This window comes from Gluconobacter kondonii, from assembly GCF_002723995.1.
Taxonomy (GTDB): domain Bacteria; phylum Pseudomonadota; class Alphaproteobacteria; order Acetobacterales; family Acetobacteraceae; genus Gluconobacter; species Gluconobacter kondonii.
The window spans coordinates 148,232-171,037 of record NZ_BEWP01000007.1 but is presented as its reverse complement, the minus strand read 5'-3'; the positions used below and the strand labels follow the sequence as shown (position 1 = coordinate 171,037).

19 protein-coding genes are annotated in these 22,806 nt (G+C 58.9%); 15 read left to right on the top strand and 4 right to left on the bottom strand.

Translation table 11 applies throughout. From position 1 onward, the window contains the following. Positions 1–141: 141 nt before the first annotated feature. Positions 142–1,338 carry an SMP-30/gluconolactonase/LRE family protein gene (locus GKO01_RS09915; protein ID WP_099286932.1) on the top strand — a complete coding sequence of 399 codons (1,197 nt, stop codon included), beginning with the start codon at positions 142–144 and terminating at the stop codon, positions 1,336–1,338. 72 nt (positions 1,339–1,410) lie between these two features. On the opposite strand, the gene GKO01_RS09910 is transcribed toward GKO01_RS09915, so the two are convergent. The 4 genes from GKO01_RS09910 to minC form a co-directional block, all read right to left on the bottom strand. Next, positions 1,411–1,770, bottom strand: coding sequence for a YidB family protein (locus GKO01_RS09910; RefSeq protein ID WP_099286931.1), 360 nt, complete (start codon positions 1,768–1,770; stop codon positions 1,411–1,413). Positions 1,771–1,818: 48 nt separating this feature from the next. Further along, positions 1,819–2,100 carry a cell division topological specificity factor MinE gene (gene minE, locus GKO01_RS09905; RefSeq protein ID WP_099286930.1) on the bottom strand — a complete coding sequence of 94 codons (282 nt, stop codon included), beginning with the start codon at positions 2,098–2,100 and terminating at the stop codon, positions 1,819–1,821. 4 nt (positions 2,101–2,104) lie between these two features. Next, a complete protein-coding gene (minD, locus tag GKO01_RS09900; protein ID WP_062027254.1) occupies positions 2,105–2,917 on the bottom strand; it encodes a septum site-determining protein MinD in 813 nt (270 codons plus the stop codon). A gap of 149 nt (positions 2,918–3,066) precedes the next feature. Next, entirely contained in the window at positions 3,067–3,795 is a 729-nt protein-coding gene (minC, locus tag GKO01_RS09895) for a septum site-determining protein MinC (RefSeq protein ID WP_099286978.1), read from the bottom strand. Between the two features lie 77 nt (positions 3,796–3,872). On the opposite strand from minC, the gene fzlA reads away from it, so the two are divergent. The 14 genes from fzlA (at position 3,873) to rpoB (ending at position 22,787) form a co-directional block, all read left to right on the top strand. Beyond that, positions 3,873–4,541, top strand: coding sequence for an FtsZ-binding protein FzlA (fzlA, locus tag GKO01_RS09890; RefSeq protein WP_099286929.1), 669 nt, complete (start codon positions 3,873–3,875; stop codon positions 4,539–4,541). Positions 4,542–4,552: 11 nt separating this feature from the next. Next, positions 4,553–5,731, top strand: coding sequence for a BaiN/RdsA family NAD(P)/FAD-dependent oxidoreductase (locus tag GKO01_RS09885; protein WP_099286977.1), 1,179 nt, complete (start codon positions 4,553–4,555; stop codon positions 5,729–5,731). A 123-nt stretch (positions 5,732–5,854) separates the two neighbouring features. Then, on the top strand, positions 5,855–6,100 hold the full coding sequence (locus GKO01_RS09880) for a hypothetical protein (protein WP_099286928.1): 246 nt from the start codon (positions 5,855–5,857) through the stop codon (positions 6,098–6,100). 46 nt (positions 6,101–6,146) lie between these two features. Continuing rightward, positions 6,147–7,379, top strand: a complete 1,233-nt coding sequence (locus tag GKO01_RS09875; protein ID WP_099286927.1) for a DNA recombination protein RmuC — start codon at positions 6,147–6,149, stop codon at positions 7,377–7,379. Positions 7,380–7,440: 61 nt separating this feature from the next. Beyond that, positions 7,441–8,172, top strand: coding sequence for a response regulator transcription factor (locus GKO01_RS09870; protein WP_099286926.1), 732 nt, complete (start codon positions 7,441–7,443; stop codon positions 8,170–8,172). Beyond that, positions 8,159–9,589, top strand: coding sequence for a sensor histidine kinase (locus tag GKO01_RS09865; protein ID WP_099286925.1), 1,431 nt, complete (start codon positions 8,159–8,161; stop codon positions 9,587–9,589). Before GKO01_RS09870 ends, GKO01_RS09865 begins: the two co-directional genes overlap by 14 nt. 170 nt (positions 9,590–9,759) lie before the next feature. After that, positions 9,760–12,927 carry an efflux RND transporter permease subunit gene (locus tag GKO01_RS09860; protein ID WP_099286924.1) on the top strand — a complete coding sequence of 1,056 codons (3,168 nt, stop codon included), beginning with the start codon at positions 9,760–9,762 and terminating at the stop codon, positions 12,925–12,927. Beyond that, positions 12,924–14,216: an efflux RND transporter periplasmic adaptor subunit gene (locus GKO01_RS09855; protein ID WP_174694278.1), complete on the top strand. Its 1,293-nt coding sequence runs from the start codon at positions 12,924–12,926 to the stop codon at positions 14,214–14,216. Before GKO01_RS09860 ends, GKO01_RS09855 begins: the two co-directional genes overlap by 4 nt. Next, complete coding sequence (locus tag GKO01_RS09850) at positions 14,216–15,871, top strand: efflux transporter outer membrane subunit (RefSeq protein WP_244901406.1); 1,656 nt, start codon at positions 14,216–14,218, stop codon at positions 15,869–15,871. The genes GKO01_RS09855 and GKO01_RS09850 overlap by 1 nt, the downstream gene beginning before the upstream one ends. A 99-nt stretch (positions 15,872–15,970) precedes the next feature. Beyond that, on the top strand, positions 15,971–16,405 hold the full coding sequence (gene rplK, locus GKO01_RS09845; RefSeq protein ID WP_099286923.1) for a 50S ribosomal protein L11: 435 nt from the start codon (positions 15,971–15,973) through the stop codon (positions 16,403–16,405). Positions 16,406–16,409: 4 nt separating this feature from the next. Then, positions 16,410–17,102, top strand: a complete 693-nt coding sequence (rplA, locus tag GKO01_RS09840; protein WP_062110027.1) for a 50S ribosomal protein L1 — start codon at positions 16,410–16,412, stop codon at positions 17,100–17,102. Between the two features lie 305 nt (positions 17,103–17,407). Continuing rightward, positions 17,408–17,932: a 50S ribosomal protein L10 gene (gene rplJ / locus GKO01_RS09835; protein ID WP_099286922.1), complete on the top strand. Its 525-nt coding sequence runs from the start codon at positions 17,408–17,410 to the stop codon at positions 17,930–17,932. 67 nt (positions 17,933–17,999) lie between these two features. Further along, complete coding sequence (gene rplL / locus GKO01_RS09830; RefSeq protein WP_099286921.1) at positions 18,000–18,374, top strand: 50S ribosomal protein L7/L12; 375 nt, start codon at positions 18,000–18,002, stop codon at positions 18,372–18,374. 240 nt (positions 18,375–18,614) lie between these two features. Then, positions 18,615–22,787, top strand: a complete 4,173-nt coding sequence (rpoB, locus tag GKO01_RS09825; RefSeq protein ID WP_099286974.1) for a DNA-directed RNA polymerase subunit beta — start codon at positions 18,615–18,617, stop codon at positions 22,785–22,787. Positions 22,788–22,806 lie beyond the last annotated feature (19 nt).

The window sequence follows — 22,806 nt, the reverse complement described above, 5'->3', positions numbered from 1 at the left end:
GGTTCGTATTTGCGGAAGGTCAACATAATTTTCCGGTTCCAGAAAAATTCCGATCACATTTTGCAGGGCCTGTGGCGTTCCTTACACGGATCGGGCGTTATGGAAACGGTTTGTTTTGAAAATGAATTTCGGAGAGTGCACATGAAACGACGTCATTTCCTGCAGGCAGCGTCGGCAGCCCCGGCATCTCTTGCAGTCACGGCAGCGCTGCCAACCTCTCAGGCATGGGCCGCCGGAAACGAGGATAACGGAACCGGCCCCTATGGCGCGCTTGATGTCGTCGCCGAATTTGACGGCCCCGGTCCCTCCGGGATCGTCGTGCTTCCGAATGGCCGGACCTTTGTCGGTTTTCCGCGCCATGCGGTGGATCATAAGGGCGCAACGCTTGGCGAACTGGTGGACGGAAAGGTCGTGCCATACCCCAACGCCGAGATGAGCCTTCCGGGCAATGTTCCGGCAGAGTGCCTTGTCTCCGTCCACGGCATGACCACGGATCGTCAGGGCCGCCTCTGGGTGATTGATGACGGCAAGCGCGCCGGGCATCCCCTTCAGCCCGGAGCCGCCAAGATTGTCTGTATCGACCCGACGACAAATCGTGTCGTTCACAAAATCATTCTCAAAGCGCCAGCCCTGTTGCCGGACAGTCACATGAACGACTTGCGTGTGTCACTGTCGCACGGCGCTCAGGGGACGGTCTTCGTGACGGATTCGTCTTTCGGAACAAGCCCTGCTCTCGTGGTTGTCGATGTCGCCACCCAGCAGGCACGGCGACTTTTGACCAAACATCCCGCCATTCTGCCGGAAGCCGGTTTCATGGCCATCGTGGAGGGTGAGCCCCGTCGCTACATTCCCGGACATCCCCAGCTGGTCTCTGGTGGCGTGGATGGGATTGCCCTGACGAAAGACGAAAAAACTCTCTATTTCGCGCCGTTAACCAGCCGTCGGCTCTACAGCCTGCCTGTGGACCTTCTGGCAGATTCGACATCGGACGACACGGCCTTGGCACCTGCCATCCGCGACGAAGGCGAAAAGGGGGTGGCGGACGGACTGGCGCTGGATGACCATGACCGGCTTTACACGACGAATTATGAGCATGACTGCATCCTGAGGCGCGATCAGGATGGCTCTTTCAAAATGATGCTCCGTGATCCACGCGCCCTGTCACCCGACGGCATTTTTGCAACTGCGGACCATGTTTATTGCACGTTCGGGCAGTGGAACCGTCTGGCGTCGTTCAATGACGGCAAGGATCGGCGTGTCACACCCTATCTGCTGATCCGTTTTCCGATCGAACAGAAGCAGCCTTATGATGCGGTACCAGACGGTCAGAAAATTTGAACCCAAACGCAAAACGCCCCGGTGGACAGGTTCCACCGGGGCGTCTGAAAGCCTGTAAGCCGAAACTGAATGTCAGGCCGTCGTGGACGGTGCCTGACCTTCGGGTGTGTGCTGGTCGACAGCAGCCGGGAGAAGCTGTGCCAGCGCAGGCAGGATCGTTCCGGCAGGCAGGCCCGTCTTGGCGACGATCGTCTGGATCTGCTGGTCCGTCAGCAGGCTGCGCAGTTCGTCAGTGCTGATGGGCAGGTTCTCGCCATTGCCGATCCAGGAATGGATCTTGTCGGTCAGACCGGCGCTCTGGGCCTGGCTGATGAGCATGTTGAGGCCATCGCCCTTGAGAAATTCGCCAATGCTGCCGCCGAACTTGTCGCCAAGCTGCCCGCCGATCGCGCCCACAGCCTGGTTCATGAGGTTTCCGAGAAAGCCGCTCATCCGTGTTGTTCCGTTCTTTCAGACGCGGCGTTTCGGGCCGCAGTTGTGTTACGAAGTCCGCTTGCCGCTGAGTTCCTGTGGAACTTCGACGTCGATTTCGAGCATGGAACAGCCACTGCCACGATCAACCTTGATCTGGACCTTGTCCTGATCGACGGCGACATGGCGTGCGATGACTTCCATGATTTCCTTGTGAAGCTGGCGGATCAGATCGGACTCGCCGCTCTCACCGCCTGCGCTGCGTTCATGGGCGAGCAGGATCTGGAGCCGATCCTTGGCGACGCTGCTGGACTGCTGGCGACGCGCGAAGATGTTTGCGAGAAAACTCATGAACTCATGCGTCCCTCTTGAAAAGCCAGTCAAGGAAACCGCGCTTTTCGACGGGTACCGAGACTTCGAGCTTCTCGCCGCTCAGGCGACGGGCTGCTTCGAAATAAGCGCGGGCAGGAAGGCTTGTGGGCGCAGCCAGAGTGACGGGCGCACCGACATTGGAGGACTTCAGCACGTCCTCGCTCTCCGGAACGATGCCGAGCAGGGGAATGGAGAGGATCTCGAGCACGTCCTCGACACTCAGCATTTCTTTTCGTGCCGCGCGCGCCGGGTCGTAGCGGGTCAGGAGCAGATGCTTGTCAACCTTCTCACCCTGTTCGGCCTTCTTGGTTTTGCTGTCGAGCAGGCCGATGATCCGGTCGGAGTCACGCACCGAGCTGACTTCGGGATTGGTGACGATCACGGCCATATCGGCGTGATACATGGCAAGCTGCGCGCCACGTTCGATGCCGGCCGGACTGTCGCAGATCACCCAGTCGAACTTCTCGCGAAGCTCATCCATCACGCGGGCAACGCCCTCGGAGGTCAGAGCGTCCTTGTCCCGGGTCTGGGACGCGGGAAGGATCGACAGGGTTTCACAGCGCTTGTCGCGGATCAGCGCCTGCGACAGGCGGGCATCGCCCTGCACAACATTGATGAGATCGAAAACCACCCGGCGCTCGGCACCCATGACCAAGTCGAGGTTCCGAAGCCCGACATCGAAATCAACCACAACCACATTCTGTCCGCTCTGAGCGAGAGCGGCGCCGAGCGCGGCGGTTGATGTCGTCTTGCCGACGCCACCCTTGCCGGAAGTGACAACCAGAACCTTGGACATGAATACTCCAGAAAAACGTCTCTTCGGTCTGCGCCTGCCCATAACAGGCCAACGCGGGCCGATATCTTATTCTATGAATGTTTTATGCGTCGCGGCAACCTGCGAATAGGGGTGCTTTCATGGCAACCCGCATCACGTGATTGCCCGGATCACACGGGGAGTGCCAGAACACGGACACGGTCTTCATCCAGAGCGGCCTGCGCGGCCTGTCCCAGAAGGGCGGGATCGATGTCTTCCGTCACGGCATAATAGCCATCGAGCGCCAGGAGTTCGGCCTGCATGCGGCTGGCGAAAATACGGCTCTGGGACTGTCCGCCCACGCCCGCAATCGCTCGTCCACGCAAGGTTCCGTAAACGTGGATGGAGCCCGCAGCCACGATTTCAGCACCAGAAGACACCGATCCGAGGATGATCACGTCACCTTGCATATGCTGAATGCTCTGGCCCGACCGCACGGTCTGATCGATAATGAGCGTCCCACCGCCCGAAACCGGCCCTGCGGCACTGGTGGACGGGTCTTCCGGAATTTCGACTTCCCCGGCAGGGCGGCCACCATCCAGCATTTCCGGCCAGTCCCAGTGCGCGACAGCCGGCCAGTGACGGCTTCCTCCTTCAAGACCGATGATCCGGACACCCCGGCCCCCAATATCGTCCAAAAGCGTCGCCAGACCCGGCGTGTTTTCATCAAGAAGACCCAGATCCAGAATGATCGGTTTTCCGGTGAAAAGCCCCCCGGACCGGGCAACCTGATAGTCTAGACCGTCCAGCCAGAGGGGGAGGGGGGCCTCGGGTGACAGGACAAGCGCGAGGAAGGAACGGCCACGGGCACGGATGCGCATGGGGGCGGTTGAGGAGGGTACGGAAACGGGATCGGGCATCGTGAAAATCGTCGGACCTGTGTAGGGCAGTCGGTGAGGCTCTTGTGAGCGGGTATCGGCTGACTTAGAAAGTGGCAATGCGTATCCTGCATCACCTTCCACTTTCTCCGCAATGCCGTCTCGTGAGGCTTGCCCTCACCGAGAAGCGACTCCCGTTCGAACCCGTCATTGAACGGGTGTGGGAGCAGCGCGAGGAATTTCTGCATCTCAACCCCGCAGGCGAAGTGCCTGTGCTGGTTGAGGAAAATGGTCTGGCCGTGCCTGGCGGACGTGTCATCTGCGAATATCTGGAAGACGCCTATCCCGATACGCCGCTTCTGGGGCGGACCTTTGCCGACCGTGTTGAAACGCGGCGGCTTGTGGACTGGTTCGATACCCGTTTTGCACAGGAGGTCACCCGGAACCTTCTGGGCGAGAAGGTGGACAAACGCCAGTTCGGGCGTGGCCATCCGGACGGTAATGCGCTGCGGGCCGGTTATGCGAACATGCGTTTTCATCTCGATTATATCGGCTGGCTGGCGGAAACGCGCTCCTGGTTGGCGGGGCCTGCGCTGTCGCTGGCGGATTTCGCGGCTGCGGCGCATCTGTCGGCGCTCGATTTCATCGGCGACGTGAACTGGTCCAAAGCGCCCGCGGCTAAGGACTGGTATGCCCGGGTGAAATCCCGGCCCTGTTTCCGGGGCCTGCTGTCTGACAAGGTCAGCGGCATCACGCCGCCCGCGCATTACGCCAATCTGGATTTCTGAGAACCGCTATGATGAACCCCGATGTGATTGTGCTCGGAGCCGGTGCAGCGGGGCTGATGGCGGCGGCTGTGGCCGGGCAGAACGGTGCGCGGGTTTCGGTTCTGGATCATGGGCCGGAACCGGGGCGCAAAATCCTGATCTCGGGCGGCGGGCGGTGCAATTTCACGCATCTTGAAACCGGCCCGAACTGTTTCATTTCCCAGAACCGACATTTCGCCCGCTCGGCGCTGGCGCGGTATACGCCGCAGGATTTCCTCAAGCTCGTGAACCGCTACGGCATTGCCTGGCACGAGAAGGCGCGCGGGCAGCTTTTCTGTGATGGCTCGGCTGGGCAGATCGTGGATATGCTGGTTTCGGAATGTCGGGCCGCTGGCTGCGAATTTAGGATGCAGACGCGGATTCTGGACGTGCGCCGGGCAGAGCACGGATTTATTGTCGTCACGGATGACGGCGAGATCCGCACGGGCTCTGTGATCCTTGCGACGGGTGGGCTGTCCATTCCCAAGCTCGGCGCTTCTGATCTGTCGTTGCGGCTGGCGCGGAAATTCGGACTGCGCGTGGTGCCGACGGCCCCGGCACTCGTGCCGCTGGTTCTGGCGGATGCTGATCCCGAGCTTGCAGGCGTTTCGCTGCCGATCGTGGCGCGAGTGGGCAAGAAAGGCCCGCGGTTTGAGGACGGGATGGTCTTCACGCATCGCGGCGTGTCAGGCCCGGCGATTTTGCAGATTTCGTCCTATCTGGAAAACGGTGATGCGGCGCAGATTGATCTGCTGCCGGGGCAGAATGCGCTTAACGTGCTGCTGAAGGTTAAAAAAGACCGTCCGAAAGCGCTCCCGCCGAGCCTGCTGGAAGCCCTGCCACAGCGGCTGGCGCGTGCTCTGGCGGTGGGAATGGGCGATACGATGCTGGCGAACCAGCCGGACCGTGCGATCAAGGCACTGGCCGAGCGGATTTCGAACTGGCAGCTCCGCCCCGCCGGGACGGAGGGTTATGCCAAGGCGGAAGTCATGCGCGGCGGGATCGACACGCGGGATCTGTCATCCCAGACGCTGGAGGTTCGGGAAATTCCCGGACTTTACGCGATCGGAGAAGCTGTGGATGTCACGGGCTGGCTTGGCGGACACAACTTCCAATGGGCTTGGGCGAGCGGTGTTGCAGCAGGGCAGGCGGCAGCCGCCGGGCATCGCTGAGGGCGCATTGCCACAGGATTGCCATGCTGCCGTTCAATCACGCGGAAACCGATGACGCGGCGATCCGTTTGCATCTCTCTGAGGGCCGGTTTTCAACCCGGCCAATTTAAGGACACATCGATTATGTCTCGTTCCGTTTTCCGTCACGTTCTGCGTACTGCGGCAGGTCTGTCTTTTCTGGGGCTGGGAGCATGTGTCGGGACAGCGGCGCCCGGGCCGATTGCGCCGGGAACGCCTATCGCCGGCTATGGCTACACCTGCAAGGCCGGGATCTATACCTGCAAGATGCCGACGCAGGTTCCGCTTGGCGCTCCGTGTTCCTGCCCGGGTCTGGGGGCAGCGTCTTACGGGAATATCCATCAGCCGTAAGACGCGCGGCATTGGCCGTATTGCGTTGAACGGCTAGGACTGCGCCATGCAGGAGAATATTTCCGGAATGGCGCAGTTTTTCCCCTGGATTGTTGCGGCGGTCGCGCTGGTGGTTGCTTTGCTGGCGATCCTGCGGAGCGGTAATGGCAGCGGACGGTTCGAGCGCCTTCTTGAGCGTGAGGCGCAAGAGCGCTCGCAGGACGTCGAATATCATCGGGCCCATCTGTCGGAAGTCGAACGCGTTCTGTCGGGGCGGCTGGATCAATTCCGGCTGGAAACCAGTGAACGGCTGAGTCTGTTGGCCCGTAATCTGGGGCAGGACCAGGCAGAAGGTCGCCTTCTGTTATCAGATGCGTTGCGTGAGATGGCGCAAAGCCAGAACGAGCAGATCGAGCGGATCCGGGCGACCGTGAATGAACAGCTTCACGGTGCTGTGGAAAAGCAGATGCAGACCAGTTTCCAGCGTGTGGTGGAGCAATTCAGCGCCATGCAGAAGGCGCTGGGCGAGGTCACGAGTGTGACGGCGCAGATCGGCGATCTGAAGCGGCTGTTTTCCAATGTGAAGACGCGTGGTGGCTGGGGCGAGGCGCAGTGCCGGTCCATTCTGGACGATATTCTTCCTGAGGGCAGCTACGATACGAATTTCCGGCTGGGAATGGCGGGTGAGAATGTCGAATTCGCAGTCAAGATGCCGGTGCGCGGCACGGAAACGCCGCCACGGCTGGCGATTGACAGCAAATTCCCAACCGAAGCCTATGAAAGGCTGTTGAACGCCTCGGATGCCGGGGATGCGTTGGCGGAACGTCAGGCGCGGCGCGAACTGGAAAACGTGATCCGGTTTGAGGCAAAGAAAATCGCGTCGAAATATATTCTTCCGCCTGTGACGGTTGAGTTTGCCGTTCTGTATCTGCCGACCGACGGGCTTTATGCCGAAATTGCCCGGATGCCCGGCGTGATTGACGAAATCGGGCGGCTGCATCGCGTGATGGTGATGGGACCCTCGCTGCTTCCGGCGATGCTCCGGACGGTGCATCTGGGATATGTCACGCTCACGCTTGAAGAACGCACCGAAGCGATTGCCGGGCTTCTGGGGGCGACGCGGCAGGAAATGCTGCGGATGGATCAGGTGCTGGAAAAACTGCACCGCAACGCCGGGACGATGGGCAATACGATCGAAGAAGCCCGTCGGCGGACACGTGTGCTCGGGAGACGTTTGCGGGCACTGGACGGAACAACTGACGAGATGGAAGAGGCGCTGGAAGATCCGTCCTCCCCCTGAAGGCCCGCCTTTAAGACCGATTTTAATTGGATGACATCGGGGGCTGCCCCATGTGAAGATCATGAACATGACGTCTGCACATGATTCCGGGGCGCCTGAGCGCCTTTCCGAACCTTCTCCCCGGCTTCTGCTGATCGAAGACGACGACAGCATTGCGGCCGAGGTCGTGGAGGAACTCACGACGCGCGGCTATGATGTCACGCGGGCCGCGACGGGGGTCGAGGGGCTGGATCAGGCTTGTACCGGGCAGTTCGATCTGATGATCGTGGACCGGATGTTGCCGGAACTCGACGGGCTGACGGTGATCGAGAGCGTGCGTGCGCAGCGCATCACCATTCCCGTCCTGGTGCTTTCGGCGCTTTCAGCCGTGGATGACCGTGTTAGCGGCCTCAAGGCGGGGGGCGATGACTATCTGACCAAGCCTTTCGCTATGGAAGAATTGGCCGCGCGTCTGGAGGCTCTGCTGAGGCGTCCGACGGACAGTCGTGTGACGGTGCTTCGGGTCGGTCCGCTTGAGATGGATCTGATCGATCGCCGGGTTTTTCGCAACGGGCAGGAAATCGAGCTGCTTCCGCGGGAATTTCGCCTTCTGGAATACATGATGCGTCGCCCGGATACGGTGCTGACGCGGACGATGCTGCTGGAAGACGTGTGGAATTACCGCTTCGTTCCGCAGACAAATCTGGTGGATGTGCATATCGGAAAACTGCGTCGCAAGATTGATCTGCCCGGCGAGCCGCCGCTCATTCACAGTATTCGTGGTGCCGGGTTCAGTCTGCGTGTCACGGGCTGAACTGCGCTTTTCCGATCTTTTCCGGGCCGATCTTTTCCGCACTGCGACGTTCCGTCTGACGCTGGCCTTTGTCGTGGCCATCATCGCCGCAATGGCATTGCAGTTCGGGCTCGTCTACGAGCAGATGAATGAATACGAGCAACAGCGCTCGACAGATCTGCTGCAGCGTGAAGCGGACCAACTCGTTCAGGAAAGTCCCGCCCAGCTTGAGTATGAGGTTCGGGAACGCAGCAAGACCGATCTGCGCGTGATCCTCAACGGGGCTGCGTTGTTTGACATGAACCGCAACCGGATTGCGGGTGACATCAAGAAATGGCCCGTGGGGCTGGAGGTTTCTCCCAAAACGCAGCGTCTGTGGGACGCGCCTCCCGGCGATACGCCCTATGAAATGCGCTATCTGGCCGTCGAGGTAGAAGGCGTGCATGGGAACCGGGACCGCATTCTCGTGCTGGCGCGCTCTCTGCATATGGCCAACGAACTGCGCTACATCACCAAACGTGCGGCGTTAATGTCTGTGGTGCCAATCGTGGTGTTTGCTCTGATGGCGGGGATTTTTCTGAGCCATCGGGCGCTGGGTCGCGTCAAAGATATGCATGAGGCGATCGACCGCATCATGGATGGAGACCTGCACGAACGCCTGCCGACCGGGCGCGAACGCGACGATATCGAGCGATTGGCCGTGTCGGTCAACCGGATGCTGGACCGGCTGGAGCATCTGCTCGACGAAATCCGGGACGTGGGCAACGACATTGCCCATGATCTGCGAACGCCTCTGGCGCGGGTGAAGGCCCGTCTGGAGCGGGTGTCGTCCGTTACCAATGACCCGGCAGCCCTTCAGGGGGCGATTGAGCGCGCTACTCTGGATCTGGAGCAATGCTTCTCCGTGATTACGGCCCTGCTGCGGATTGGCGAGATCGAGAACGGGCGCCGCCGGGCCGGGTTTGCGATGCTCGATCTGCGGGAACTGCTGGCCGGGGTAGTGGATCTGTATGAACCGATCGCCGAGACGGAAGGTATTCTGTTGGAGGTTGTGGACTCGGAGAAAGCGGTCCCGTTGTTCGGGGATATGGACCTGCTGAACGAGGTTCTGGCCAATCTTGTGGACAATGCGATCAAATTCACGCCCGCTCCCGGAACGGTCCGACTGAGCGCGGGGCAGGGGGCAGACGGATCGACCTGGCTGCGTGTCAGTGATACGGGAATCGGTATCGCCGAAGACGAGCGCAAGGCCGTCATGGGGCGCTTTTACCGCTCGGATAAAAGTCGCCATGTTCCGGGAAGTGGGCTGGGGCTGAGCCTCGTGTCGGCAATCCTGCGGCTGCATGGAGCAACGGTGGAGATCGTGTCCGCAAGGCCCGGTCATACGCTGCCTGGAGCGGTTTTCACCATTCATTTTGCGCCCGCGACATCTGCCTGAAAAGACACGGAATGTTGCGAAGGGTGTCAATGTTTGCCGTGTGTCTTGATATTTAAACAGAATTTTCCTTGTCGTCTGAGACTCGATGGATATGACTCGGATCAATTTGCAAGGGGACACCCGTTGAGAATGACCGGACCAGGAAGAGCCCCAAGGGGTTGTCTGATCGCATGAATGCTATCGTCGTTACCGCGCTGAAGCGGCCTTATACTTTCGTCGTCTTGTCGATCCTGATCCTGATCTTCGGGGTTCGGGCTATCGTTTCGACGCCGACGGACGTCTTTCCTTCGATCAAGATTCCGATCGTGGCTGTCATCTGGTCCTATACCGGCCTGATGCCCGAGGACATGTCGGGGCGTATCGTCTATTATTACGAACGCTCCTTAACGGCGACCGTCAGCAATATCGAACATATCGAAAGCTCGTCCTATTATGGACGTGGCATCGTGAAGGTCTTCTTCCAGCCGGGAACCAATACGGCGGTTGCGCAGACGCAGATCACATCGGTGTCCCAGACGGTCATCAAACAGTTGCCGAACGGCTCGACCCCACCGCTGATTCTGGCAATGGATGCGTCGTCGGTTCCGGTTCTGACGTTGCAGGTCAACAATCCGACTATGTCTGGGTCGGAAATCTACAACATGGCGTCCAACCTGATCCGACCGGAACTGATTTCCGTGCCCGGGGCGGCGATTCCCAATCCCTATGGTGGTCTGGCGCCGGACATCATGGTGGATATCGACCCGATCAAGCTGTTGGCGCACAGGCTGTCTCCAGAAGATGTGGCGACGGCGCTGAACCTACAAAATATCGTTCTACCGGCGGGCGACCAACGAATCGGTCAGCTCGACTGGATGGTGAAGACGAACTCAGCGCCTCTTGATCTAGCGAATTTTAATAACATGCCGATCAAACAGGTTGGCAATTCTGTGATTTATCTACGAGACGTCGCGTGGGTACATCGTGGAGGGCCCCCGCAGATCAACGCCGTCCTTGTGAAAGGCCAGCAGGCGGTGCTGATCGTCGTTCTTAAGAGCGGTGACGCCTCCACGCTTTCCGTTGTGAGCGGCATCAAGAAACTCCTGCCACAGGTCGAGGCGACGCTGCCGGCCGGAACGACTGTGAATGTCCTGACTGACGCTTCGAGCTTCGTGAAGGAATCAGTCGTGGACGTGGTGCGTGAAATGATCACGGCCGCAATCCTGACCAGCCTGACGGTTCTGCTGTTTCTCGGCTCGTGGCGCTCAACCATCATTGTGGCGACGTCCATTCCGCTGGCAATGCTGTGTTCGATCATCGGGCTGAGCATAGCGGGGCAGTCCATCAACGTTATGACGTTGGGCGGTCTGGCCCTGGCGGTTGGTATTCTCGTCGATGACGCGACAGTCATGATCGAAAACATCGACGCGCATCTCGAAACCGGGAAAGATCTCGAGGACGCCATCATTGATGCCGCCAACCAGATCGTCATCCCGACTTTCGTGTCCACGACCTGTATCTGCATCGTGTGGCTGCCGCTGTTCGAACTGACCGGGATTTCGGGCTGGCTGTTCATGCCGATGGCTGAGGCCATCATCTTTGCCATGATTGCCTCCTTCATCCTGTCGCGGACGCTGGTACCAACGATGGCGAACTGGATGCTGGCAGCTCAGGTGCGGATGCATCGTGACCCCGAGTGGCATAACCGCAAGCCAGGCTTTTTCGGGCGGTTCCAGCGGGGATTTGAGGCGGGGTTCACGAGCTTCCGCGAGAATTACAAGGTCATCCTTGAAAACCTGATTGCGATCCGTGGCCGCTTCGTCATGCTGTTTCTGCTGGCGGCAGTGTCATCCATGGCGCTAATTCTCTTCATCGGTCAGGACTTCTTCCCCGAGATCAAGTCCGGAACGATGCAGATGCATATGCGTGCGCCGATCGGTACCAGGCTTGACGAGACCGGCAAGATTGCGGGGCTTGCGGGACGCAAGATCCAGAGCCTCTTGCCTGGGCAGGTGGTCAATATCGTTAATAATTGTGGCCTGCCCTTCAGCCAGCTCAACCAGGCCATGATCCCATCCCCAACTGTGGGGTCGCAGGACTGCGACATCACCATCCAGCTTCGTAATTCTGAAAGTCCGATTCCGGAATATCGCCGCAAGCTTCGCGCGGGGCTGACAAATGCTTTCCCGGGAACAATATTTACCTTTCAGCCGGGCGATCTGACGGCCAAGATCTTGAATTTTGGCCTGCCGTCTCCGCTCGATGTTCAGATTGTAGGACGTAATCTGAACGAAAACTTCAAGTTCGCGACACAGATTGCCCAAAAACTGCGGCATATTCCTGGAATTGCGGATGTCTCAATTCAGGAGCCGATGACGCAGCCGACGATCCTGGTAAACAACCGTCGTAGTTTTGCGCTGGGCACAGGTATTACTGAGCGTGACGTAGCTTTGAATACGCTTGTGACTCTGTCTGGTAGCGGACAGGTCGGTCAGACCTACTACCTGAATGCACAGGGAACGTCGCAGCTCATTGATGTGCAGGCACCGGCAAACTATCTGCAAACTATGAACGCTCTGGAGATCCTTCCGATCGATAAGGGGGACGGTAACCCGACCAACCAGACGCCGCAGCTTCTGGGAGGGCTTAGCGCCCTGGTGCAAACCGGGACGCCGGCGGAAGTCGCGCATTACAACATCATGCCTGTGTTCGATATTTATGCCGCGCCGGAAGATATGGACCTAGGGACAGTTTCAAGAGCCGTGGAACGGGTCGTGGATGAAGAGCGCAAGTTACTGCCTCATGGTTCGAGCATGGTGGTTCGCGGACAGGCTGTGACAATGAATGATGCGTATATCCAGCTTTCAGGTGGCCTCGCGCTGTCGATCGTGCTGGTCTATTTGATCATCGTCGTGAATTTTCAGTCCTGGCTTGATCCGTTCGTCATCATCTCGGCGCTCCCCGGTGCTCTGGGTGGCATTGCGTGGAGTCTGTTCCTGACGCACACCCCGATGTCGGTTCCGGCATTGACGGGAGCGATCATGTGCATGGGAACGGCCACGGCCAATGCCATTCTCGTGGTGGCCTTCGCCCGTGAGCGGATGGAGGAGCACGGCGATGCTGTTCTTGCGGCTCTTGAGGCGGGATATGAGCGTATCCGGCCTGTCTTGATGACGGCGATGGCCATGATCATCGGTATGATCCCGATGTCCATCAGCAATTCCGACAATGCCCCGCTGGGCAAGGCAGTGATTGGTGGCCTGCTGGTTGCGACCGTTGCCACCCTGCTTTTTGTTCCCTGTGTTTTTGCCCTTATACACTACAAGCGGCCTGCTGGGCCTGAAGGAGACCGCGCGTGAGCCATTCTACGGATCAGGGGCACGTGCCTCCGACAAACCATCCGGTCCGCACGGGTTCAGGCGCGCGCGGCAAACTCATTCTGCTGGTGGTGATCCTGCTGGCGATTGCTTTGGCGGCCTGGGGAATCGTTCAGCGTGGAACGCATTACCACTCCTTAAAGGGTGTGACCGAAGAGGCGGCCATTCCGCCAGTCACGCTGATTACACCGCAGCCGGGACCGAAAACGCGGCAGGTCGATCTGCCAGCTAATCTTGCAGCATGGTACGAGGCACCGATCTACGCGCAGGTCTCGGGCTATGTGAAAATGTGGTACAAAGACTACGGCGCACATGTGAAGCGCGGCGAAGTGTTGGCAGAAATCAGCACGCCGAGCCTAGATGCCCAGTTTGAGGCTGCAAAAGCACATTATAATGTTGTTCTCGCGCGTTATAATCTGGCCGTGATCACGACCCAGCGCTGGACTGCACTCAAGGGAACGCAGGCTGTTTCACGCCAGGAGGTAGACGTGCAGGCAGCAAATGCCGCAGCTCAGAAAGCGGAGCTTGAGGCTGCACGTCATGACGTAGATCGCTTTCAGGCACTGGAGGATTTCAAGAAAATCGTCGCACCATTTGACGGAATTGTAACGTCCCGTTTGGTGAACGTAGGTGATTATGTGAATGCGGGTGGTGGTAATGTGAATTCTCGCGGATCGGCTTCCGAACTCTTTTCAGTAGCGGACGTGCACCGAATGCGTGTGTTTGTATCAGTGCCGCAGGATTTTTCGAATGTTATTTCACCTAAAATCGAAGCTGAACTGACGCTGCCGCAATATCCAGGTCGCCGCTTCCAAGCTAAGTTCCTTGCGACGGCCAATGCCTTCAATGCCGCAACTCGTACAGTGACAACTGAATTGACTCTGGACAATGACGATAATCTGCTCTGGCCCAATGCCTATGCGACAGCGCATATCTCGGCTCCTGGAAACCCGAATATCCTGATTCTGCCGGAAGGTGCGATTATCTACCGGGCTGAAGGGAATCAGGTGGCGAAAGTTATCAACAATCATGCGCATCTGGTGAATGTCACCGTCGGGATTAATTTCGGGACAACTGTTCAGGTGCTCAGCGGTATTACAAAAGACGACCGCGTGGTTGCCAACCCTACGGCTGATCTGCTGGAAGGGGACGAAGTCAGGATCGTCCCGACCACACCGGGATACAACACGCCAAGCAAGGCGGTGCAGGATGCGGATCAGCAGCCTGTCCGCCAGCATGACGCAAACCCCGAAGAGGCCGGATCGCGCTGATGAAACCGGAAAGTTCCCAGTCATCCCCCGCCCAGACGAATGTGACAGGCCGTAATCGTTCGATCTGGCGGATCACGACAGCGCTGGCCGGTGTTTTGTCGATCGGACTTGCGTCCTGTGATCTGGCCCCGGACTATCATCCCCAGAAATTCCTTTATCCTGAAGGATGGGAAGGGAAGGGGCTGATGGTCAACGCGCAGCCTGCGGATGGTGTCGTCCGAAGTGACTGGTGGACCATGTTCAACGATCCCATTCTCAATGGGCTTGAACAGCGTATGCTGGCCGTCAACCCAGACCTGCAGGCGGAGGCAGAGGCGTTCACGCAGGCCCGCGATGTTGCTCGTGAGACGGAAAGTCGCCTGTATCCGCAGGTGACTGGCTCCGCGCATATGAGTGACAACAAAGGCTCGATCGGGAGGCTGTACAACAATCCGGCTCGCAGCAGCAGCCTCGTCTATGAGTCCAATCAGGCTTATAGCGGCGCTGCCACGTGGGAGCCGGATTTCTGGAATTCCATTCGCAACACGACGCGGATGCAGAAAAACCTCGCTCAGGCTTCAGCCGGACAATATGCGCTGGCACGACTGAGTCTCGAAGCAGAGCTGGCATCGGATTACGTCGCCCTGCGCGGCCTCGATGCCCAGAACGCGGTCTATGATGACTCCATCCGTTACTTTCGTGCGGCCGTCGAGATCACGGAACTGCGTCAGGCCGGGTCGATCGGCGCGGGTCTGGACGTCTCGCGTGCAGAGACCCAGCTCTATTCGGCGCAGGCCGCAAAAAGCAATCTGATTGCCCGACGCAATGTCATGGAACATGCAATCGCCGTTCTGTTGAACACGGCTCCAGCAGGATTTCACATCGCGCCCGTCAAGGACGTGAAGATGCATTTCGGGGCTGTAAAGATCAACGCCGGGTTGCCCGCATCCCTGCTGGAACGTCGTCCAGACATCGCGATTGCCGAACGCCAGATGGCTGCGTCCGCACGGGCGATCGGTGTCTCGCGTGCGGCCTTTTATCCGCATATCACTTTCAGTGCGGAAGGTGGCTTCGAGGATGGTGGCTTCGATCTGGCCAGCATTTCCCGCGCCTTCTGGAAAATTGCCGTGCAGGCGGTCGAACCGGCTTTTACGGGTGGCCTGAGACGCGCCGCGTTGCAGCGCTCGTGGTCGCAGTACCGCGGAATGGTAGACAATTACCGTTCCGTCGTTCTGGCTGCGTTCCAGGACGTCGAGGATGGTCTGACGCAGACCCGGCAGTTCAAGACGGCTCAGGACCAACAGCAGAAAGCCGTGGAGGCTGCGCTGCGGACGCAAAACATGACGATGGCGCTCTATACGGGCGGGTTGTCCAATTATCTCGACGCACTTGTGGCGCAGCAGGATGCGCTTCAGGCGCGTCTGGCGGAAGTCGAAGCACAGACGGCGCAGGTGCAGTCTTCCGTGCGTCTGGTGCGCGCTCTGGGCGGCGGCTGGAGTGCCAGCGATCTGCCGGGCATCAAACAGATCGATCCGTTCGGTCCGCTTCAGTACAAGGATCTGCGGACTCCGAAGCCGGTCAGTGGCATCGACAACCATGCGTCGCCTCTGGACAACGATCTGCGGGGCGATCAGTCGTCGGTCAGTGCTTCACAAGGCTTGACGGGACGGCCCTAACTGGTCTAGGGGTCCGCCTCACTTCGAACGCGGGAGGAGGCGGCATGGCCGACTCCGTTGAACCGCGGTTCGGGAACGACAAACAGGGGAGTCCCGGATATGGCCAAAAAAATCGTTGGCTACATCAAGCTTCAGATCCCGGCTGGTAAAGCCAATCCTTCTCCGCCGGTTGGTCCGGCTCTGGGTCAGCGCGGCCTGAACATCATGCAGTTCTGCAAGGAGTTCAACGCCAAGACCCAGCAGCTCGAGCCCGGCATGCCGATCCCGGTGGTCATCACCGCCTATGCGGATCGCACCTTCTCCTTCGTGACGAAGACGCCGCCGAACACGTACTTCCTGCTGAAGGCTGCCAAGATTTCCAAGGGCAGCCAGACGGTCGGTAAGTCCGCCGCAGTCGGTTCCGTGACGACAACTCAGCTCCGCGAAATCGCAGCAGAGAAGTTCAAGGACATGAATGCCAACGACATTGATGGCGCCGTGCGTATGCTCGCCGGTTCCGCCAAGTCGATGGGCCTGAACGTGGTGGAGGGCTGATCCCATGGCCAAGAACAAGCGTCTGAACGCCGCGCAGGCAACTGTCGAGCGTAACAAGCCGTACGGCCTGACCGAGGCTGTGGCTCTGGTGAAGAGCAACGCTAAGGCAAAGTTCGACGAGACGATTGAAATCTCGCTGAACCTCGGCATCGATCCGCGTCACGCCGACCAGATGGTCCGTGGTCTGATCTCCCTGCCGAACGGCACGGGTAAAACTCTGCGCGTTGGCGTGTTCGCCCGTGGCCCGAAGGCTGAAGAAGCTCTTGCCGCTGGTGCGGAAGTCGTCGGTGCGGAAGATCTGGCTGAAAAGATCCAGGCTGGCGAAATCAACTTCGACCGCTGCATCGCAACACCGGACATGATGGCTCTCGTGGGTCGTCTGGGTAAGATCCTCGGCCCGCGTGGTCTGATGCCGAACCCGCGTCTCGGCACGGTGACCATGGACGTTAAGGGTGCCATCACGGCAGCCAAGTCCGGTCAGGTTGAATACCGCGCCGAGAAGGCCGGTATCATCCATGCAGGTGTTGGCAAGGCGTCTTTCGACGAAGCCAAGCTGGTTGAGAACATCAACGCTCTGGTCGATGCCGTTCAGAAGGCTCGCCCGACGGGTGCCAAGGGAACGTATCTGAAGAAGGCAGCTCTGTCTTCCACGATGGGTCCGGGCGTTCGCGTTGACGTTTCGAGCTTCGAAGCCTGATTGACATGAGGTCTTCCTTCTGGGAAAGACCTCCACGAAATGACGTCACGCTTTAGGGTGTGATGGCTGAGGGACGGCCTGTTCGCGGGTCGTTTCCAAACCTGTCCAAGACCGCACGTGGGCCTTCTGGTCCTTAAGGATTTTTCGAAATCGCGGGCGTCAGACGGGGCGACAGTATTCAGTGGCTCTGCTGCGATGTGCTGGGTTCGCTCACTTCTGTGGACAGGCGAGCGGAGAAGGTTTGGAAAAGCCAACTCCATGGGTAACCTGGTCCGGCGCAAGTCGGACTGACGAGGAGACAGGTTTTGGACCGTACGGAAAAACGGGCCTTTGTTGAGTTCCTCGCCGATGTGTTTGGCAGCACGTCCATGGTTGTCGTCACCCAGAACAAGGGTCTGACGGTTGCCGATGTGACGGAACTGCGTCGACGCATTCGTGCGGCAGGAGCGACATACAAGGTTGCGAAGAACCGGCTGGCCAGCCGCGCTCTGGATGGGACCCAATTCGACGGCATCGCGCCGCTGCTCAAGGGACCGACCGCGCTTGCGTGGTCCGAGGACCCGGCATCGGTGGCGAAGGTGATCGTCGAGTTCGCCAAGACGAATGACAAACTGGTGGTGCTTGGTGGCGCCTTGGGTTCCCAGACGCTTGGCGTCGACGGAGTCAAGGCCCTCGCCGAGCTGCCGTCGCTGGACGAGCTGCGTGCGAAGCTGGTGGGTATGATCAATACCCCCGCAACGCGTATCGCAGGCGTTGTCCAGGCGCCGGCTGGCCAGCTTGCTCGTGTTCTTGGTGCCTATGCCAAGGCCGGCGAAGCAGAAGCCGCCTGAGAATGATGGTCTGCGCTGCGGCGTAGGCCTGAACCTGATCAACAGTACATCTATTTAGGATAAGACCATGGCCGATCTGGCAAAGATTGTTGAAGAGCTGTCCGCTCTGACCGTTCTGGAAGCTGCAGAACTCTCCAAGCTGCTCGAAGAGAAGTGGGGCGTTTCCGCTGCTGCTCCGGTTGCAGTTGCTGCTGCTGCTGGCGGCGCTGCTGCTGCACCTGCTGAAGAGCAGACCGAATTCACGGTTGTCCTGGCTGACGCCGGCGACAAGAAGATCAACGTGATTAAGGAAGTCCGTGGCATCACGGGCCTCGGTCTGAAGGAAGCCAAGGACCTGGTCGAAGGCGCACCGAAGACCGTCAAGGAAGGCGCGTCCAAGGACGAAGCTGCCAAGATCAAGAAGGCTCTTGAAGACGCCGGTGCCAAGGTCGAAGTCAAGTAATCTACTGATTTCGGGCTGCGTCGTTCGCGTCGCAGCCACTGCCTGGCAGACAGATGGGGCGGGGATCGCATGCGGTTCCCGCCCGATTTGCCGTTGGAGCGGAAGAGGCGTATAGTGCGCGGCTCGCCACGTACTGAAAATTTCATAATGGCCGGTCGTTCCGGTCGTCCGCAATGCAGGAGCCAGTTCTCCAGCGCAGTTTACGGGCGACTCGAAGGTCTGGTGCAGAGGGCAGAAGAGATGAACGCGATCACCAAATCGTTCACGGGACGCAAAAGGATCCGCAAAAGTTTCGGGCGTATTCCCGAAATTGCGCCGATGCCCAATTTGATCGACGTGCAGCGCGCCTCCTATGAGGCATTCCTGCAAATGAACGTAAGCCCTGACAGCCGGCAGGATGCCGGCCTTCAGGAAGTCTTCCGTTCGGTGTTTCCGATCAACGATTTCGCGGGTCGCGGCCGTCTGGACTTCATGTCCTACGAATTCGAAGATCCGAAATATGATGTTGAAGAGTGCATCCAGCGTGGTCTGACCTATGCAGCGCCGCTGAAGGTCATTCTCCGTCTGACGACGTGGGATATCGACGAGGACACTGGTTCGCGCTCGATCCACGATATGAAGGAACAGCCGGTTTACATGGGCGACATGCCGCTCATGACCGATAACGGCACCTTCATCATCAATGGCACCGAGCGTGTCATTGTCTCCCAGATGCATCGTAGCCCGGGCGTGTTCTTCGATCACGACAAAGGCAAGACGCATTCTTCGGGTAAGTATCTCTTTGCCGCCCGCGTTATTCCGTATCGTGGCTCCTGGCTCGACTTTGAATTCGATGCCAAGGATCTGATCTATGTCCGTATCGACCGTAAGCGCAAGCTGCCGGTCACGACGCTTCTTTATGCGCTTGAAGGTGCAAACTACCTCGCGCAGCGTGAGCAGAAGATCGTCGAAGGCGGTGATGTCGAAGGGCTCGATATCCGTGGAATGGATCAGGATGAAATCCTGTCCTATTTCTACCAGACCGTTCCTTTCACCCGTCTGGGTGGCGAGTGGGCTCGTCCGTTTGATCCCGATGCTTTCCGCGGCCTGAAGCTGCTCAGCCCGCTGGTCGATGCCGATACGGGTGAGGTGGTTGCCGAAGCCGATGCGAAGCTGACCGCGCGCATGGTTCGCAAGATCGCCGAGAAGACCCGCGTTGTGCAGGTTGGTCGTCTCGATATTCTTGGCCGTTTCCTTGCCTATGATCTCGTGAACGAGAATACAGGCGAGATTTACGGCGAAGCGGGTGAAGAACTGACCGAAGACCGTCTGGCAGCGCTTGAAGAGATGGGCATTACGGAGCTTCCGCTCCTGTCCGTTGATGGTTCGCACGGCCCTTGGATCCGCAACACGCTGTCTGCTGACAAGAACAGTTGCCGTGATGAAGCCCTGATCGATATCTATCGTATCATGCGCCCCGGTGAGCCGCCGACCAAGGAAACGGCTGAAGCCATGTTCCGTGGACTGTTCTTCGATCAGGGCCGCTACGATCTTTCCGCGGTCGGTCGTGTGAAGATGAACATGCGTCTTGATGTGGATGCGCCTGACACCCTGCGTGTCCTGCGCAAGGAAGACATTCTGCGCACGATCAAGATCATGTGCGAGCTGAAGGATGGTCGCGGCCAGATCGACGATATCGACAATCTCGGTAACCGTCGTGTCCGCTCTGTCGGCGAACTGATGGAAAACCAGTATCGCGTTGGTCTGCTCCGCATGGAGCGTGCCATCCGCGAGCGTATGGGCTCCGTAGACATCGATACGGTCATGCCGCATGACCTCATCAACGCGAAGCCTGCTGCAGCTGCGGTGCGTGAGTTCTTCGGTTCCTCGCAGCTCAGCCAGTTCATGGATCAGACGAACCCGCTTTCCGAAGTGACGCACAAGCGTCGTCTTTCGGCACTTGGCCCGGGCGGTCTGACCCGCGAGCGCGCAGGCTTCGAAGTCCGTGACGTTCACCCGACGCATTATGGCCGTATCTGCCCGATCGAGACGCCTGAAGGCCCGAACATCGGTCTGATCAACTCGCTGTCGACCTATGCCAAGGTGAACAAGTACGGCTTCATCGAGACGCCGTATCGTCTGGTGGAAGAGGGCGTTCTTCAGGATGGTTGGAAATATCTTTCCGCCATGGAGGAAGAAAAGCTCGTTGTCGCTCAGGCCGATGCAAAGCAGGACGATCAGGGCCGCCTGACGGACGAACTGGTTTCTGTCCGTCGTTCGGGTGACTTCCGCGTTGTCCCGCCGGAGCAGGTCACGGCCTGTGACGTTTCGCCAAAGCAGCTTGTCTCTGTTGCCGCTGCGCTCATTCCGTTCCTTGAGAACGATGACGCCAACCGTGCACTGATGGGCGCGAACATGCAGCGTCAGGCTGTGCCGCTGGTGAAGGCTGACGCCCCGCTTGTCGGTACAGGCATGGAAGCCGCTGTTGCGCATGATTCCGGCGCCACCATCGTTGCCAAGCGTCGCGGTGTAATCGACCAGATCGATGGTGCACGTATCGTCGTTCGGGCAACGGACGAAGCAGGCGCTACGCAGGGTGTCGATATCTATCGTCTGCGCAAGTACATGCGTTCCAACCAGTCCACCTGCATCAACCAGCGCCCGCTGGTGAAGGTTGGTGATACGGTTCATGCTGGCGATATCATTGCCGATGGTCCGTCCACCGAGCTTGGTGAACTGGCTCTGGGTCGTAACGTGCTCGTCGCGTTCATGCCTTGGAACGGTTACAACTTTGAAGATTCCATTCTGATCTCCGAGCGTATCGCCCGTGATGACGTCTTCACTTCGATCCATATCGAAGAATTTGAAGTCATGGCCCGTGATACGAAGTTGGGTCAGGAAGAAATCACGCGCGACATTCCGAATGTCGGCGAGGAAGCTCTGCGCAACCTCGACGAAGCCGGTATTGTGTATGTCGGCGCCGAAGTGAATCCGGGTGATATTCTTGTCGGTAAGGTGACGCCGAAGGGCGAAAGCCCGATGACGCCGGAAGAAAAGCTTCTGCGCGCCATCTTTGGTGAAAAGGCTTCCGACGTTCGTGACACGTCCCTGAAGCTGCCGCCCGGTACGACCGGCACGATCGTTGACGTCCGCGTCTTCTCCCGCCGTGGCGTGGACAAGGACGAGCGCGCCATGGCGATCGAGCGTGCCGAGATCGAGCGCCTCACGAAGGACCGTGACGACGAGCGTGGTATTCAGGAACGCAGCTTCTACAATCGTCTGCGCGAACGTCTGGTTGGTCAGACGGCTGGTGCCGGCTTCAAGGGGCTCCGTTCGGGTACACCGATTACGGAAGAGGTTCTGGACGAGCATCATCGCGCGACCTGGGCCAGCATCACCGTCACGTCCGATGATGTCATGGCGGAGCTCGAGAAGCTGCGTGGTGAGTTCAAGGAAGCGACTCGCCGGATTGATGCACGTTTCGACAGTAAGGTCGAGAAGCTGCAGCGCGGTGACGAGCTGCCGCCTGGTGTGATGAAGATGGTCAAGGTCTTCGTTGCCGTGAAGCGCAAGCTTCAGCCGGGTGACAAGATGGCCGGTCGTCACGGTAACAAGGGTGTGGTCTCCCGCGTCGTTCCCGTCGAGGACATGCCGTTCCTTGAGAACGGGCAGGCCGTTGACATCGTTCTGAATCCGCTGGGTGTGCCGTCGCGCATGAACATCGGGCAGATCCTCGAAACCCATCTGGGCTGGGCCTGTGCCAATATCGGTGCAAGCATCGGCGACATGGTGGACGAGTATCAGCGTACTGGTGAGCGCAAGCAGGAGCTGCTCGACCGTCTGCGTGAGGTCTATGGCGATGTGGTCTATAATGACGACATCACGACCCTGCCGAACGAGCAGCTGATCGAGCTTGCGAACAACCTTCGCAAGGGCCTTCCGATCGCAACGCCGGTATTTGATGGTGCTTCCATTCCCGACATCGAAGAGATGCTCGAGAAGGCAGGTGTCAACAAGTCCGGGCAGTCGCAGCTGATTGACGGCCGTACGGGTGAGCTGTTCGAACGTCAGACGACGGTCGGCTACATTTACATGCTGAAGCTGCATCACCTTGTCGACGACAAGATCCATGCCCGTTCGATCGGTCCTTACTCACTCGTCACGCAGCAGCCGCTGGGTGGTAAAGCGCAGTTCGGTGGTCAGCGCTTTGGTGAAATGGAAGTGTGGGCCCTTGAAGCATATGGTGCAGCTTACACGCTGCAGGAAATGCTGACGGTGAAGTCGGATGACGTGTCCGGCCGTACCAAGGTCTACGAGGCAATCGTTCGCGAGCAGGACGATTTCGAAGCCGGTATTCCGGAGAGCTTCAACGTTCTGATCAAGGAACTGAAGTCTCTCGGCCTGAATGTCGAACTCGAGCAGAGTGGGCTTTAATTGTCCGCTCCCTCCTTCT